The organism is Vibrio sp. 10N.261.55.A7 (genome assembly GCF_002877365.1).
GTDB lineage: Bacteria > Pseudomonadota > Gammaproteobacteria > Enterobacterales > Vibrionaceae > Vibrio.
Window position 1 is genome coordinate 1 of sequence record NZ_MCWZ01000084.1, and the last position, 15,425, is coordinate 15,425.

Annotated in this window: 16 protein-coding genes; 9 read left to right on the forward strand and 7 right to left on the reverse strand. The window is 42.7% G+C overall.

Annotation, left to right across the window (positions count from 1 at the left end; translation table 11 throughout):
- Positions 1-106 precede the first annotated feature (106 nt).
- Positions 107-679 (reverse strand): DUF2913 family protein, encoded by a 573-nt coding sequence (locus BCU12_RS06425; protein WP_102403526.1) that lies wholly within the window; start codon positions 677-679, stop codon positions 107-109.
- 161 nt (positions 680-840) lie between these two features.
- Here BCU12_RS06425 and BCU12_RS06430 point away from each other — a divergent pair, with 161 nt between their 5' ends.
- Together BCU12_RS06430 and BCU12_RS06435 are read left to right on the forward strand one after the other, a co-directional pair.
- Positions 841-1,437, forward strand: coding sequence for a hypothetical protein (locus tag BCU12_RS06430; RefSeq protein WP_102403527.1), 597 nt, complete (start codon positions 841-843; stop codon positions 1,435-1,437).
- A 58-nt stretch (positions 1,438-1,495) separates the two neighbouring features.
- Positions 1,496-2,014 carry an NUDIX hydrolase gene (locus BCU12_RS06435; RefSeq protein WP_102403528.1) on the forward strand — a complete coding sequence of 173 codons (519 nt, stop codon included), beginning with the start codon at positions 1,496-1,498 and terminating at the stop codon, positions 2,012-2,014.
- Between the two features lie 164 nt (positions 2,015-2,178).
- Here BCU12_RS06435 and BCU12_RS06440 read toward each other — a convergent pair whose 3' ends face one another.
- The gene (locus BCU12_RS06440) at positions 2,179-2,496 is read right to left on the reverse strand and encodes a DUF496 family protein (RefSeq protein WP_102403529.1); all 318 of its coding nucleotides are present in this window, start codon (positions 2,494-2,496) and stop codon (positions 2,179-2,181) included.
- A 187-nt stretch (positions 2,497-2,683) separates the two neighbouring features.
- Between BCU12_RS06440 and BCU12_RS06445 the strand changes: the two genes are divergently transcribed.
- The 6 genes from BCU12_RS06445 to BCU12_RS06470 all read left to right on the forward strand — a co-directional run bounded on the left by BCU12_RS06445 (position 2,684) and on the right by BCU12_RS06470 (position 8,978).
- Complete coding sequence (locus BCU12_RS06445) at positions 2,684-2,926, forward strand: hypothetical protein (RefSeq protein ID WP_102403530.1); 243 nt, start codon at positions 2,684-2,686, stop codon at positions 2,924-2,926.
- Between the two features lie 64 nt (positions 2,927-2,990).
- Positions 2,991-3,662: a YceH family protein gene (locus BCU12_RS06450; RefSeq protein WP_102403531.1), complete on the forward strand. Its 672-nt coding sequence runs from the start codon at positions 2,991-2,993 to the stop codon at positions 3,660-3,662.
- Between the two features lie 11 nt (positions 3,663-3,673).
- On the forward strand, positions 3,674-4,003 hold the full coding sequence (locus BCU12_RS06455; protein WP_241909758.1) for a GIY-YIG nuclease family protein: 330 nt from the start codon (positions 3,674-3,676) through the stop codon (positions 4,001-4,003).
- 54 nt (positions 4,004-4,057) lie between these two features.
- Complete coding sequence (traF, locus tag BCU12_RS06460) at positions 4,058-5,203, forward strand: conjugal transfer protein TraF (RefSeq protein WP_102403532.1); 1,146 nt, start codon at positions 4,058-4,060, stop codon at positions 5,201-5,203.
- Between the two features lie 80 nt (positions 5,204-5,283).
- On the forward strand, positions 5,284-6,414 hold the full coding sequence (locus BCU12_RS06465; protein WP_102403533.1) for a substrate-binding domain-containing protein: 1,131 nt from the start codon (positions 5,284-5,286) through the stop codon (positions 6,412-6,414).
- Positions 6,414-8,978, forward strand: a complete 2,565-nt coding sequence (locus BCU12_RS06470) for a LuxQ periplasmic sensor domain-containing protein (protein WP_102403534.1) — start codon at positions 6,414-6,416, stop codon at positions 8,976-8,978. Before BCU12_RS06465 ends, BCU12_RS06470 begins: the two co-directional genes overlap by 1 nt.
- Before the next feature lie 27 nt (positions 8,979-9,005).
- Here BCU12_RS06470 and BCU12_RS06475 read toward each other — a convergent pair whose 3' ends face one another.
- The 5 genes from BCU12_RS06475 to yccS all read right to left on the reverse strand — a co-directional run bounded on the left by BCU12_RS06475 (position 9,006) and on the right by yccS (position 14,113).
- A complete protein-coding gene (locus BCU12_RS06475) occupies positions 9,006-9,671 on the reverse strand; it encodes a flagellar brake protein (RefSeq protein WP_102403535.1) in 666 nt (221 codons plus the stop codon).
- A gap of 193 nt (positions 9,672-9,864) precedes the next feature.
- Complete coding sequence (locus BCU12_RS06480; protein ID WP_102403536.1) at positions 9,865-11,124, reverse strand: hydroxymethylglutaryl-CoA reductase; 1,260 nt, start codon at positions 11,122-11,124, stop codon at positions 9,865-9,867.
- Between the two features lie 91 nt (positions 11,125-11,215).
- Positions 11,216-11,503 carry a hypothetical protein gene (locus BCU12_RS06485; RefSeq protein WP_102403537.1) on the reverse strand — a complete coding sequence of 96 codons (288 nt, stop codon included), beginning with the start codon at positions 11,501-11,503 and terminating at the stop codon, positions 11,216-11,218.
- Between the two features lie 101 nt (positions 11,504-11,604).
- On the reverse strand, positions 11,605-11,766 hold the full coding sequence (locus BCU12_RS23435) for a hypothetical protein (RefSeq protein WP_198599267.1): 162 nt from the start codon (positions 11,764-11,766) through the stop codon (positions 11,605-11,607).
- 160 nt (positions 11,767-11,926) lie between these two features.
- Entirely contained in the window at positions 11,927-14,113 is a 2,187-nt protein-coding gene (gene yccS / locus BCU12_RS06490; protein ID WP_102403538.1) for a YccS family putative transporter, read from the reverse strand.
- 184 nt (positions 14,114-14,297) lie between these two features.
- Between yccS and BCU12_RS06495 the strand changes: the two genes are divergently transcribed.
- The coding region (locus tag BCU12_RS06495) for a UvrD-helicase domain-containing protein (protein ID WP_157939859.1) at positions 14,298-15,425 on the forward strand (1,128 nt) is incomplete at its 3' end.

Below are 15,425 nucleotides of genomic sequence, written 5' to 3' on the forward strand. Positions count from 1 at the left end.
TAATCACTATCATATGCATTTTTGTAATATTAATAATTTTATCATTAATATTTAGAATAAGCGCATATCGTTGCCAAAGGAAAGGGGAGCTATTTGTGAGCGGTCATTAAAGTCTCAGCATTTCTATGCGCAAGTGGCATTCATCTTCGTACGCTATGATCGCTTGAAAATGGTTATTTTGGTCTACGATGTCAGAGAACTGGTCCTTCAATCCGGTTTCTCCTACAAACAATAGCTGTGTGGACTGCGTCATGTGACCATCTTCGTCAAAACACGCATTAAGGCTTTCGTCGACCACACAGATGAGAACTTTACCGAAACGAGCCTCTAAGTCGATGTCTTTGGCCAGCGAGTGTTGAACTTTGGTTTTAAGAGCGGATTCGATATGCGAAATCAGGTTAACGAATTGGAATAAATCAGTTGAACAAGCATCCATTAATCGAGCATGTTCTTGTTCTAACATCGCCTCAAAGTTGCTGTTTTCACGGCGACCAACAAGTAACCATTGTTTCGCCGATTTCTTAACTGCACGATATCGTGTGTTTTTAACGTAAGGCTTGATAAATTGAATTAATAGCTGATTTTTCTCATTGGTATTAAGGTTACGAGCGAGTTTTTTGAACTCAAGATGCAACAAGGCATGAGTACAGAGATTGAACAATAGTTGTGTTGGATGCATGTATTTGAAAAATTGCTTGAGGTAACAAGATCATAACACAGCAAGTTGCATTGAGTGACGCTTGTTTTCATATTGTTCCATCTTTGATGGATTCTCGTTATCTCATACCTTAAAATGGAAAGAACATCGGCTACTAAACCAAGTTAGAAAAGAAGAAATTAATGAGTCCGTTTAGTCTTCAGCAAGAGAACGCTCTTGCTATGTTTAAGAACAATTTACACCTCCCAAATAATGGTTTTCACACTCTTATTATTGAGCTCAGTAAAGAATATCAGTTGCCTTTTCAGAGAGTAAGAAAAGCGCTAATTAACAGCCAGAAGTCCGTTGAGAGAAAGATCAAACAGGATTTTGACAATTTGGTCAGCGAAGATCTCAGCCAAGAAAACTGGTTAAAACTAATACGCACAGAACTAACCGAGCTCGCGAAAGACAATCAATCTGTTTTGGATAACCTAAATAAAAACGAGATGTACATACAAGCACGTACTTTGGCTGAAGAATCAATCAGTTCAGAAGCGGTTCGTGAAGAAATATTGGAAGCACTGTTCTTAGTGTATGAAAAAGTGGTGTTTAAACCATTGCTCTCAATGCTGCACACTAGCCCTCTGTACTGGAAGTTGATGCGCTGTGAAGAGCTCTCTCAAATGACTCAGGAAAACCGTCTGTTGTTTGCTGAATACGCTGAATATATGGAAGCTGCTGAGACCTTGTTCCAGCTTGATGAAGCGGTTAGGAATGAAACAAGAACGCCTGAGTGAAACGAATAACCGCTGACTATGATAGTATCCGCCTAAATAATCCATTAAGACCTATTTTATGAGACACCTAACCACAATGGTTCATCCCAGTATTGAGCACCTGGATGACCAAAGTATCTACAAGAGAAATGCCGCAAGATCTATCGTCGTTAGTGGGGAAGACATCTTATTGCTTTACACCGAAAGGTATCATGATTATACCATTCCAGGAGGCGGTATAGATGAGGGCGAAGACATTATTGCTGGCATGGTTCGAGAGCTTGAAGAAGAGACGGGTGCTCAGAATATTCGTGGGATAAAGCCCTTCGGGATTGTCGAAGAATTTAGGCCATGGTACAAAAACAATGCCAATGTCATGCACATGATCTCCTATTGCTACACCTGCAAAATCGATAGAGTGTTAGGGGAAACGAATTATGAAGACTACGAAGTAAAAAATGGCATGAAAGCGGTATGGATTAATATTCATGAAGCTATCGCCCATAATGAAAAAACGATGGCGGAAAGCGACAAGAAGGGGATGAGTATCGAACGAGAGACGTACTTACTTCACCTAGTTGCGAAGGAACTTCTTTAATCTAAGAATCAAACCGCGCCTTCTATAGAAACTAAAAATCCGAGCAATATGGCTCGGATTTTTGTTTTCTAACTCTGCAACTGGAAGTGCGTCGGGTAGCGCATTCTCTATGGCTATTCAGACACATAGACCCTATCGCCTAGCGGTTAACTCTATTGTAGAGTCTATTTTTTTACTTGGTTTGTTTGTTTGTCTTCTTCTGTTAGCTCGCGGATACGGCGGCTAATATCACGACGTGCTTTCGAAATTTCTGCACTTTTGATGATGTGATCGTCTACACGGTCTTCGTAATCTGCTTTCATGTTTTTAACGATAGCAACAATTTCATCATGGCTCATACCAGAATGAATGTAGTCCAGTAGGTTTTCTAGAAGATCAACACGTTTACGGTTATCACGAACTTTCTTTTCATTATCTACAAGTTCACGTTTCAGTTTATTCTTACGACGTGCTTGGCTTACGATTTCTAATACACTACTCATAGGTTCCATTTCCTAATAATTAACGTTAACTACGACCGATTAAAGCACAACAGTGAAAGACATAACAGTCTTTAGATCAATACCGACAATAAGTTGTCCAATTATTAGTCAACCTATCTTGAACACATTGTTTTCTTAACCTGACCCGCTATATTAGGGCGAGAATTATGAAGAGAAAGTTACACAAATGAACCGTTCTGAAATTATTGTGCCAGTTGAGCTGCAAGCTGATACAGATGTCAATGTGGTCGTTTCGGATGAAACGAACGAATCTGTTACCCAAGCGAATGCCTCAATGAAGTTACGAAAGGCTTATCAATCTGAAAAAAACCAGCTAGAGGTTACGGAAGTTGAGCTTAATCGCTCTCGTATTTTTATGATTGATAAAAATGGCAATATGAGAATTGTACCTCTAATGTCAGAGCATTAATTGTGTAGACTTTCTTACCCAAGCATGAAGTCCGTTAGCACTGAAACCCAAAAGGATAATCACAATGACGATAGAATTAAGCCCTATTGAAGCGCGTATAATTGGCTGCCTTATTGAAAAAGAAGTGACGACGCCTGATTACTATCCACTGACTCTAAACAGTTTAACGACGGCGTGTAATCAGAAAAGTAACCGCGATCCAGTGATGGCCATCAGTGATGCGGAAGTACAGGATGTGCTTGCAGGTTTGATATCTAAAAGGCTAGTCAGTGATGAAAGTGCTTTCAATAGCCGCACGAGTAAGTACAGCCATCGCTTTTGCAATACTGAGTTCGGCGATCTTAAGTTTACAGAACAAGAAAGAGGCATTGTTTGTTGTCTATTGCTTCGTGGCGCTCAAACACCGGGCGAATTGAGAACAAGAACAAATCGCCTATGTCAGTTTGTAGATGTGAAAGAGGTAGAAGCATTGCTTGATGCTATGAGTCAAAGAGAAGCTGGCGCTTTGGTTGTGAAACTGCCTAGAGAAGCAGGGAAGCGTGAATCACGTTACCAACATCTCTTTAGTGGCGAAGTGGATATTGAAGCTCTTGCCGCTGCAATACCTTCTGTGTCAGCGGGAAGCACTCGAGTCGACTCTCTTGAATCGGAAGTTGCTCAGCTACGAGAAGAACTCGATCAACAAAAGAACGAATTGGCAGAACTAAAAGCACTCATTGAAAGCTTAACAAGCTAGTGAGCGATAGCTTGGCTGCAGTGTTATCGGAACAAAAGGGGAGTTCTAACTGGTTTATCTATTTTGTTAGGACCCCGAGTAATGCACTGTATTGTGGCATTACGACAGACGTAACTCGAAGGTTCAAGCAGCACTGCAGCGGAAAAGGCGCAAAAGCGCTCAAAGGTAAAGCCCCTTTAGTTTTGGAGTGGAGTGAGCCCGCTGGGAGCAATCGTAGCGAAGCGTCCAAAATTGAGTATCAGGTAAAGCGTTTAACGAAGGCCAAAAAAGAAGCGCTGGCTTTGGGAAAAGTCACTCTTCAGCAAGCTTTAGTCTCTTCAATTTGTAAAAAAACGGTGTAAGTTGTAAACATGTATTAACCTTATTGTGGGAACACAAAAAAGGTTGGTAAGGAAATGAAACAACTAATAAAACTATCAGTGGCATCCGGCTTATTATTTTTTACTACACAGCCCTTTGCGGCCTCCGGCATAGCAGATGCCCGAGGAAATGCGATGGGGAACACTGGGGTGAGCACCGCAGACTACTTGTTGGCCCCTTTCTATAACCCGGCTCTCGTAGCTGTGTATCGAGACAGCGATACGGTAGGGATTTTGTTCCCTGCCATTGGCGCTAACGTTCGAGACACAGATAAAACTATCGATTCAATTGATGACCTGCAAGATACCATTAAACGATATGAAGCGAATTCTACAGATCCAACGCTTGTTGATGATCTGAACCGTCAGTTAAATGCGTTAGAAGGAAACAAACCCGTCGTTGCAAGTGGTGGGGCTGGCGCGGCTGTCGCAATCCCTTTAAATGTTCTTTCTATGAACGTCTTTATTAGAGGTTACGCTGAAGTTCTGGCTTTTCCCGATATTCAACCTGAATCGGCAGGTATTCCAGCTCGTTACCAAACCTCGACCGTAGATATGATCGCATTTGGTTACAGTGAGTTTGGTGTTGCACTGGCTAAGCGTTTTTCATTTGGTGGGCAAGACTTTGCACTAGGTGTCACGCCTAAGTTTCAAGACATGAAGACATACAAGCAAGTCGTGTCTGTCGAAGACTTCGATATCAGCGATTATGATCAGAGTGAAACATCAAAAACGGCGTTTAATTTAGACCTTGGGGCTGTTTGGCTCTATCAGCAATTTCGTGCGGCGATTGCTGTTAAAGATTTGATATCCCAATCCATCGATACTGTTGTTGCTGTAAATGGTTCGAATCAATACAAGCTAGATACGCAGGTGACGGTCTCTGGAGCTTACACCATGGACTATTTTGTCGCGACGGTCGATTGGGATTTAACCGACCAATCCCGCTTTAGTGGTTACGCTGACGATACTCAATTTCTACGTTTTGGGGTAGAAGGTAATGCATTTGATTGGGTTCAGCTCAGAGCGGGCTACCAGTTTGACCTAGAGGATACTTTGGATGACTCCCTTACTGCTGGCGTAGGAATCAGCCCTGGAGACTTGGTCAGTTTGGATTTTGCGGGTAATTATGCCGGTGATAATCAGTTTGGTTTGTCAGCCAACCTGGCATTCACGTTTTAGTAATGAGTGGCAATTTTAATGATTAATAACTTAGTGCTCTTACTTTAACTAGTAAGAGCGAATATAGTAACGAGCAGAAGATGATTTCATTGTTGAGATATAAGAGTATTGTGCGTTTACACACATTCATTTTGATTTTTTGCTCGTTGCCTACTTTTCTAGTGCACGCTCATACAACCCAAGAGCTGTCAGATTATTGGGGTTATTTTGAGTACCTAGAAGCACACCCTAAGCAAGCTGAATTGACCAATATATTGAAGAGATCCGTTCGCGAAGCGCCGAGCAAACTCAAAGTAAAACAGGATGAGCCCGTAACCATATCGATTGTTTCTCCTGGAGAGCAAATATCGGATTATTGGGTTCGTAATATTAAGGCCTTTGAATTACGAATGAATGAGCTGGGCATAGATTACACATTGAATCGAGTCTTTACTGGGATCAATAGTGATGTTCGGCAGCAAAATCATTCGCTGATGCAAGCGCTTAAAAATAAATCAGATTATTTGGTTTTCACACTTTATACCACACGGCATCGAAAATTCATTGAGCACGTTCTTGGCTCTAATGACACCAAGTTGATTTTACAAAATATCACGACGCCTGTTCGTTCATGGGACCAACGCCAGCCTTTTATGTATGTTGGATTTGACCATGTAAGAGGCGCTCAGTTACTCGAAGCGTATTTTAAAGAGAATATTTCTGATAAAAGTGCTTACTCCATGCTTTATTACTCAAAAGGCTACATTAGTGATGCCAGAGGAGACACGTTTATCAAAGGCATGTCCCATCATGGAAATTATGTGCTCTCTTCATCGTTTTATACCAAGGCAAACAAAGAAACAGGCTATCTATCAGCCAAAAGGGCGATAGAGAATCAAGAAGATATCGCTTTTATTTATGCATGCTCAACCGATGTCGCTTTAGGGGCTTCTGAAGCATTAAAAGAACTCAATAGAAAAGACATTGTACTCAATGGTTGGGGAGGCGGCAGTGCCGAACTGGATGCCATTCAGGCTGGCGATCTTGATGTGACTGTAATGAGAATGAACGATGACACCGGAATTGCGATGGCTGAAGGAATCAAAATGGATTTAGAAGGCAAAGACGTTCCGATTGTTTATTCTGGTGAATTTGAAGTGGTTACTTCAGAAGATTCGAAAGAGAAAATCGACGCGCTTAAGCGATACGCTTTTAGGTACTCGGATTTATAATGGTATTTGGATTTTTTACACGGAAGAAATCGTTAAACTTAGCAACACTCATAACACGTACCGTTTTTACTGTAATGGGTGCGGTTACTCTCATGGTGCTGTTTCTCAATTTTCAAGCGACCTCACGCGCTGTCGATAAGGAAATTGAACGAACAAGAGTACAAACAAATAGCTTAGTTCAAGCTTTGTTTAATTTAGAGCTTACCTCACTGAGAACTCAGCAAGACAGCTATAGTCGCAACGATTCATTAGTAAAAGCTCTGAGCAATGAAACTCCTCGACCCTTAGATCAGTTCTTTGCTGTTGTCGATGAGGTAAACCCGCATTTAATACCCGATTTTCGTTATATCACGACTTCTGACGGGATGTTTTGGGGCGATGAAAGCTATACATTTTTTGGCATAGAAGAGAACCCTCTAAATATGGTTAGCTTGCAACTCAATGCAAGCAAGAGTTGGCACCTTGTCAAAATCTCTTCCTTACTTGGTACTCAGCATCTATTACTGAGACGAACACCGATAGTGAATTCTGAAACAGGTGAAGTATTGGCGATGTATCACATCGGAGTGGTACTCAATAAGAATTACTCCGTAATGAACTCTCTAAAAATAGACAGCAACTCAGAAAATGTTGTGATGGTCATTGATGGTGAAGTGATCGCATCAACGATTAGGCATTCCACGGATTCGTATACCGACAAAGACGTCTTGGATGAATATGACTCTACAAATGAAGTGGGCCAATACATTATTGTCCAGACACCACTTGAAGTGAGTAGCGCTCCAACGCCTATTTTCATCTATACCGTTCAGCGCAATCAATCCCCTATAGAATTTAGTCACCACTATAATTTCTGGGGTGGGGTCTTGCTTCTTTTCATGTTTGTTCTTGGTGCTATGACTTGGTACTGGGTTAATCGTCGAGTGTCGTCAGAATTGGATGTGTTGACTCAATACACTGCCGATGCCGTGGATTTGCGTAGCATTACTAAATTTAATGGAAGTCCGGTTAAAGAGTTTGATCAGATTGGTCATACGTTGGAAGATTCATTCAAACGGCTTATTGAACAAGAGAAGTTGTTTGAAGACTTATTCAATTTCTCGTTATCCCCGATCTTATTTTGGGATGTTGAAGGGCGAGTCGTTAAAATTAACCCTGCTGGTCAGAAATACTTTAACTCAAACAGAGTTAACGATGAAACCTATCAACTTCTGGTCGATAACTTGTTGCCTCAGATTAAGATGGCCGCAACGGGTGCAACGTTGACTGGTGTTAACATTCCCATTGCTGACAAGGTATTTCGATGGAACTTGTCGCCAATCATCGTCGATGACGAAGTGCACTTGGTCATTGCACAAAGCCAAGACATCACAAGCTTGATACAAGCGGAAAAACAAAGTGAACGGGCTCGAATAGAAGCGGAAGAGTTGGCAAGAATTAGGGCTGACTTTCTAGCTAAAATGAGCCATGAGTTAAGAACGCCGCTTAATGGAATATTGGGTGTCTCACAAATGTTAAGAGCCTCTTCCGTCGATTCAACGATGCTCGAGTATGTCAATGTTCTGTGCAACAGTGGTGAACACCTCTTGGTGGTACTCAATGATATTTTAGACTTTTCTAAGTTGGAGCAAGGCGCTTACTCACTTCAGACCTCGGAGTTCAAACCGATAGAAACGTATCAAACCGTGGATAAAATATTTGCCCCACTGTGTCATGACAAGGGCATTGAGTTTGTTTGTACAACCGACTTTGAAGAAGGCGCTGTCATAGCAACGGATAAAGTTCGTTTAACTCAGATTTTGTTCAACTTAGTGAGTAACGGCATTAAGTTTACGCATAAAGGGCGATTAGCCGTTTCTATCACACACACCAATAAAGGTGACGATTCTAGTCTTCATATTCTTGTGGAAGATACTGGGATTGGTATTGAAGCGCGATTCATCGACAAAATTTTTGAGCCATTCGTTCAGGTGAGTGAACACTCTGTGCCAGACTCGGGGGGCAGTGGCTTAGGGCTAACCATTATCAAAATTCTTGTTGAGCTACTTGAGGGGCAATATGACATTAAGAGCGAAGTGGGTAGCGGAACGACTTTCAAGGTTGATATCCCCATTAAATGCATCAAAGAAACAGCGATTGCACCGTTACTTCCAGTTGAGAGCAAACCGCAAGAATTGTTTGATACGACACTCAATGTCCTTTTGGTTGAGGATAATCATACTAACGCGTTTATCGCTCGGGCTTTTTGCGAGAAGTATGGAATGCAGATTTCCTGGGTAGAAGACGGCCAAGAAGCGATTGAGTTGGTTCAGAAAAATATCTACGACCTTATCTTAATGGACAATCAATTGCCGAATATCGGAGGTGTTGAAGTCACTAGAATTATTCGCGATGAGTTAAAAAGTAACGTGCCAATATTTGCTTGTACTGCGGATGGTATGGCGGAAACGAAACAAGAGTTTTTAGATGTTGGTGCAAACTATATAATCATTAAGCCCTTGAAAGAAAATGAATTGTTTCAAGCGTTTCAGTATTTGAAAAGTGAATTTATTTCCATGAAATAGAACAATTTGTACGCTCTCTCGTGTTCCCTACAAGGCACTGGTTTGTACGGCCAGCTCCAACACCTTATGTTTGATTTCGTCCGTCATTTCAATATTGTTGTTGAACTTGATTCCAATTTTGTGTCCATCTTTCTGTTTTTTGATGTTCGCAATATTGTATTTGACGCCGTCGTCCAACAAGGCGGTTATTTCTGACTCAACGTCAATAACGCTGCTTTTTTCTAGCTCATTTTCCCCAGCAATAAACAGTGCGCATCCTGAAACTGAAAAGTCGATAAGGTGGGCATCATAGGACTTGGTTCCCTCAACGATCGTGGCTGGTATATCAAAGGAAAAGCGCTCGTGTGTCCTCGCAGGTTTGGATATGAAATGCTGTGGTGCTTTCAAAAACAGAACGCTGACGGGGTTAGAAACTTTACTGATGATTCGGGTCTTGAACGCAATGACATGACCAAGTTTTGTATTGCATATGCCACGAATAATAATGGAGACGTTATCGGTTTTCCTCATTAATAGTGCTTCTTTTGCCTTGAGAGAAAGGTCGACAATTATGTATTGATCGTCTTTGTGTCCGATCAGTTGAGTGGGGAATGTATAGCTATCATTTGGCCCGAAAATAATTTCGGCAGACAGTTTTAGCCCAGGGGTAAGTACTGGGTAAAGATCATCAATCGTGTTAGAAGTAGGCTTCATATGAGAAAAATGTCGACATTCAATGAGTAAATTATACACCGCATATTATCAACTGGTTGGAAAATGTAAGAGCTGTCAGAATAATCGGGACAAAGCTAACAGATTCGCGATTGTAGTGTTTACTCTTCAGCCGGTCATCGTGTGGGCCAGCTCCAATTCAAGCGCAAGAGCACAATCCGAGTTAACTACTGCGTCAGCGTGCTAACTTGTGATGAGCACGAGAGAAATGCCCAGCACAGAATGCTCCGACGATAGACAGTTCACCAGCCAGGCACAATACGGCCGCTACTTCCGCTAATGCTTGAGATTTACCTGCACCGTGTAAGCCTAAGATATCCAAACACGCTTTTTGACTCGGTAACCCTGTACCTCCACCCACGGTGCCGACCATGATATTTGGCAATGTAACACTGGCGTACAGGCCTCCATGTTTATCAAGCTCCATACGAGTCATGCCCACGGCTGATTCACCCACACAAGCGGCATCTTGTCCGCAGGCAATGTAGAGGGCGGCAAGCGCATTTGCGTAGTGGGCGTTGATACCAATTGTGCCACTAAGCGCTCCTCCTACCGTTGTCATTTGCCCGAACTGCATCATTTTTTCAGGCGTTGTGTGAAGGAATTTAGCGATTAATTCACGTGAAAGATGCACTTCAGCAGTGACTTTTTTGCCTCGAACGCTGCGTAACGAGTGCGCGTTGGGTTTTTTGTCACCAGATAGGTTTCCGTCTAAAAATGCATATTCAGGATCAACGGGGGTGGAGGACATTATGTACTCAAACACCGCGTTCGTTGCAATGGTCACCATGTTCTGTCCTGATGCATCACCAGTTAGAAATTCAAATACGAGATAAACGTGGTTGCCTTCAATATTGACATTGATGTCTGTAAGCTTTCCGTGAGAGGTTGTGCTTTCTGCGATCTCTTTAAAAGTGTCGTACTGGGTCACAATCCAACCGACAAACTCTCCCGCTTCTTTAAGGCTATAAAAGGCGAACCCAGGCGTACGTGTGACACCTTCGTTTAGAAGCATAGCGCTTGCGCCGCCTGCAGCGGTGATAAGCTGAGCGCCACGGTTATAGGAAGCAACTAAGGCCGCTTCTGTCGTCGCGAGGGGGATCAAAAAGTCATCTTTAGCAAAAAGACCGTTAATGCGCAGGGGGCCTGCTATACCCACGGGCACTTTCACCGTACCGATAAAGTGCTCTATGTTTTTGGAGTAGGCGTCTTTTTGTAAGTCAGTTGTGGGATCTAAAAGCTGACTCTTGTCAGTCATCGAAGCGAGCTTCTGCCAGCGCTTTTCTATGTTCCTCTCGTTGAGATAAGGGCTTGGAGTCAGTCGAAGTGTTGACCTTTCTAGATTAGGCTTAAATATCTGCGCTAATTTGTTTGATTCGTCATCTTTGTTGAGAATGGAAACGTAATCACGGCGGTGCAAGTTTAATTTAGGCATAGTTAAGTCGAATCTATTATTTTCCAGCGATTTTACTGTTAAAGCGAATAAACTCAACGTCTGAAAGCCAAGTCACTGCGAAAAGTGGTAATTAAATATGAATATCCAACAGCGTGCCGATCATCTCTTGATCTCGTTGTAGCATGTTCGTGCCGATTTTGTTGTATTGATGAGCCTGATTTAGCTTAATGATAGGATCGGTGTAAGAGTCATTATCTTCTGACTTAGGTGGCTCGAATTTGACTTTATTGAAGTCTAATTCTGTTTTCTGCGGTACGGAAAAGGTCGGTGTGGCTTGAATTTCTTGCGCGGCTTGCTCAGCCATTTTGGATGACTGTTCGATTACTTGATAACCAGATTGAATACTTGAAACTGACATAGGCCACCCTCTGCTATTAAAAGCTTAAGTGTCGTTTGCAATTCCTGCAAGTTATGCTAGCAATTATTGCTTGCTATGCTGGGTATTACTTTGATGAGTGACTAGGAAAAAAGGCTAGAAATTAGTTGAAGTTCTTCATCGGTAACTAACTTCGATTGATCCGTGTCTAGGTTATTGTGAATTTCACCTTGAAGCGTTCTTAACTGCTGCGGTGTTAAGAGCGTTAATTGGTTTTTCAGTAATTCAAATTGAGTTTGTGTCATTAGTTTCACTTCTCGCCTTAGCCAATTCCTCCTTTGGCTTAACCCGTTCCAAACATCCTGTGGAACCTGTTATTTGTAAGACAAATCATACAAACCCATGAGGTTGCTTTGTCCGAGCAGCGTAAAGGTTATGTTAGACAAAAGCCTGTAATGAGCCAATTTACTCGCCGATTTTTGAATTATGTTCTTCCGACGCTTTGGAGCGAACGGATAATTTACTGGCTAAAGAGTGCAGTTCAGGCAGCATTCGATAGATGAGGTGAAGTTGTTGAAGTACCATCCTTGCCGATTTGTCCTCGTCTTCTCGCCATTCGTTTAAGCGACGTCCTAGGTCCAATTCGTCAACCAGTGTTGAATTACTCTGCTCAGTTTGATTCGCAAGTTGCTGATGAATCAGGTTGAGGTGTGAATGAATTACATTATGTGAATCAAGGATTAACTGATGTACGGTGGCTTCTTCAATTCGAGTTCTGTGCGCGCCAAGCGCTGATATATAGCTGAGTAGGGCATGGTTCAGTGTTAAAAACCGGAAGCTTTCATCGATGGCTGTTTGGTATCTCCCTGGCTCAGTTAGCATTGCACTAATGGCATAAGTCAGATTGGCATCATTGTCATGAGCGTTGCGTCTTGCAACACGGTAATTTAGCGTATCCTTCTTGCCGATTCTGTACTGAGCGATGACCTGCCCCAGATATTGATTATTCGATTCGATGGCACTCGACATCACCTTATGCAGCCTTTTCGATTGCCAGTCTGGAAATATAAACATGACGGCGACAACGGCAAGGGTACACCCGATCAAGGTGTCCGTCAGTCTCGGCAATAGAACCGCATAGCCTTCACCCAATTGGTTAAAACAAAATAGAACCAACAACGTAATAAAGCCTGTCGCGAAACTGTAGTTGTTCATTCTAAAGGCAAAGAACAAAACGCCCGTCACCACGATAAGAGCAAGCTGACCTTCTTGTGAAGGAAAGAGCAGAAGTAGTGGGGCGCCAATAAGCAGCCCAGAGATCGTACCAACGACTCTCGAAGTTAATTTCTGTTTGGTCGCGCTGTAGTTTGGCTGGCAGACAAAAAGCGTCGTCAGCAATATCCAATATCCTCTTTCTAGGTCAAACCCTTGTACCAAGGCATACCCAACGGTTAAGGCGATAGAGAGGCGTACTGCGTGTTTGAACAAAAGAGAGTCTTTATTAAAATTGCTTTTGATTCGAAGCCACATCGTTTTAAGGCTGTGCGCATCTGTATCAAACAAATCACCTTCTTCAAGTTGACTGACGTCAGGCGAACTAATGTGGTTTAGCTGTTTCTCTACCGTACCTAAATTGTTAAATAGGTAACCCAACTGAGCGAGAGATATTCGGGAGCCGGAAGCCTCATTTTTCTGCAAATAACTCATTGACGATTGCAACTCTTCGAGCGCAGTGGTGGATTCAGGAGTGTGTTGGTAAGGGATCCCTAACCGAATAGATTGGGCGATATCACGACAAGACTTTGCCTGTGTTTCAAGTACGTACTTGAATCGAAACATGATATCAGAGCGTTGGAAGTCGGTTGCCAGTTCCTGATAGCGGTAGTGACTAGAACTCACTCTTTCATGAATATCTTGAGCTAAAAAGTAGATGTTGAGAAACCGACTGTTTCGATTACCAATTCTTCCCCTCTTAGAACGCGCTAAAAGAGTGGATTTGCATTGGTTTAGTGCGGTGACAGTCGTGGCATTGAGCTTAGCTTCGGTTATTCGATGCGGCTGAGGAATCAGGTTGGAAACGGGGTGGAATAAATGACTCTTTGATTCTAAGTAATTGGCTAGCTGAAGAAATACGTTCGCCAAGTTTTGCTGAACCGGTTGCATTGGCCAGAAAATATGCCAAATCATCGAGATTAAATAGTACCAAGCGGCACCGGTGATCAGTAGCAGTGGCTGGAACCAAATATTGGTGCTGTTGTGAGCCCCTAACATGGCGTAAACAGCGATAAGAAGAGACCCGAAGGCTATGCTGGCGTATCGAGGCCCAACAGCGCCAAGCATAATAAAGCCAAATGTAGAGACGATGAGCCCAATGGCAAAAAGTATTGGCTGATCAAACAGTATCTCAATAGAGAACGCTGCAAACGCAAAGCAGCATAACGTTAAGATGGATGACTTCAATCGGCCAGTAAAGGAGTTATCGTTCTCCGCTAAAGCCGCGGCAATGATGCCTAAAATAAGTGGAATAATGAGAGAGTTGAGCTGGTAATACCAAGCAGGAATGATAACGCCTAGTAGGGTAACTAAGATGAGAATGCTGTAGTTGAACGTTTTGTTAGCCCAGTGGAGGCGAATCTGTTTGGTCAGTGACACGTTGATATTTTTTAAAGGTATAAAAACGCAGTGTAGCAGGTTTTGTACGGTATACGCTAACCTTATGACGCTTATACAAAAGAGAATGCTTTGTGTTAGGCTAATCGTTAAAAATTCACTTTAATTTATCAATTGGCCTCAGGGCTGTAATATACTTTTGCGATTAAAATTGTGGACCTCTCAAATGCAGTTATGCGCTAATAAAACCGCTCAATACTTGATACAAACCGAATACCACCAGATTGAACTCCAACCTGCGCTATTGGTTTTGTCTTCACAATCTAGCGAAGAGCATATCCCTTTCCATGTCTGGAATGGTGAAGTCGTGGTAAAGCGCGGGCTATTCTGGGGAAGTATTCAGGTTTTCGCACATGAATCCGAGGGGGTTCAACGCTCTTGGCTCGTTCAGGGCTTGCCTTGGGCTAAGTGCCGCGATTTTGTTCGTCTCGCCATTGCCCGTTATCAACGTTGGCACAGTGCACAATGCCAACAGCTTAATAATTTCCTCCCTAAGTGGGAGCAGCAGCTTGCACAAATCACAAAACAGCCTGCGTTCTTGGCGCACTCTCAAGTTTCTTCTTGGGCACAAGAAGTGAATGAAGATTTTTCGAAGATAGAGATGTCACTCGAGGACGCAGGACAACGCTTACCATCTCGTATTAAAGCGTTGGAACCTTGGTTGATCGATTCTGAACAGGCATTGTTATCACGAAATGAAATCTGGCTAGACAATGAGCTGGAAAATTGGTCAGTACTATTTAGTCAGCTAGAGTCCTCCCCTTTAAACCACTCGCAACAAAAAGCGGTATTGTTGAATGACGATCATAATCTCATTTTGGCTGGTGCTGGTTCAGGTAAAACCAGCGTATTAACGGCGCGCGTAGCCTACTTGTTGCAAAGCCATTCTGCGCAAGCTGAAGAACTGCTTCTTCTTGCCTTTGGTCGAGAAGCGGCCAATGAAATGCGTCAACGTCTCGATGATAAAATAGGGATGGCTGCCGACAACGTTGCTGTTAAAACATTCCACCAGTTGGGACTTCAGATTATCAATGCTGTAGAACCACAAAAAGTGGAGCTTTCACCCGTTGCCGTAGACGATAATTTACGCCAAGCGTGGTGCGTTGACTGGCTTAAAAAACACTGGATGACGCCAACGAACTTCAAGCGCTGGCAGAAGCATTTATCGAAGTGGCCAATCGCGTATTTAGCGGGTGATGATGAGTTAGGCAGTCATGTTGAAGACCCGAAGTTAATTGCTTGGTTGGATAAGCAACTCAGTCAGCTTTCTGCATCTGGCCTTACGAAAAAGCAA

Bases quoted from the DNA above. Each gene is read 5' to 3' on its own strand.
- BCU12_RS06445 (WP_102403530.1), top strand. From the start codon at position 2,684: ATGAACCGTTCTGAAATTATTGTGCCAGTTGAGCTGCAAGCTGATACA.
- BCU12_RS06430 (WP_102403527.1), top strand. From the start codon at position 841: ATGAGTCCGTTTAGTCTTCAGCAAGAGAACGCTCTTGCTATGTTTAAG.
- BCU12_RS06480 (WP_102403536.1), bottom strand. From the start codon at position 11,124: ATGCCTAAATTAAACTTGCACCGCCGTGATTACGTTTCCATTCTCAAC.
- BCU12_RS06470 (WP_102403534.1), top strand. From the start codon at position 6,414: ATGGTATTTGGATTTTTTACACGGAAGAAATCGTTAAACTTAGCAACA.
- BCU12_RS06465 (WP_102403533.1), top strand. From the start codon at position 5,284: ATGATTTCATTGTTGAGATATAAGAGTATTGTGCGTTTACACACATTC.
- BCU12_RS06440 (WP_102403529.1), bottom strand. From the start codon at position 2,496: ATGAGTAGTGTATTAGAAATCGTAAGCCAAGCACGTCGTAAGAATAAA.
- traF (WP_102403532.1), top strand. From the start codon at position 4,058: ATGAAACAACTAATAAAACTATCAGTGGCATCCGGCTTATTATTTTTT.
- BCU12_RS06485 (WP_102403537.1), bottom strand. From the start codon at position 11,503: ATGTCAGTTTCAAGTATTCAATCTGGTTATCAAGTAATCGAACAGTCA.
- BCU12_RS06450 (WP_102403531.1), top strand. From the start codon at position 2,991: ATGACGATAGAATTAAGCCCTATTGAAGCGCGTATAATTGGCTGCCTT.
- BCU12_RS06475 (WP_102403535.1), bottom strand. From the start codon at position 9,671: ATGAAGCCTACTTCTAACACGATTGATGATCTTTACCCAGTACTTACC.
- BCU12_RS23435 (WP_198599267.1), bottom strand. From the start codon at position 11,766: ATGACACAAACTCAATTTGAATTACTGAAAAACCAATTAACGCTCTTA.
- BCU12_RS06425 (WP_102403526.1), bottom strand. From the start codon at position 679: ATGCATCCAACACAACTATTGTTCAATCTCTGTACTCATGCCTTGTTG.
- BCU12_RS06435 (WP_102403528.1), top strand. From the start codon at position 1,496: ATGAGACACCTAACCACAATGGTTCATCCCAGTATTGAGCACCTGGAT.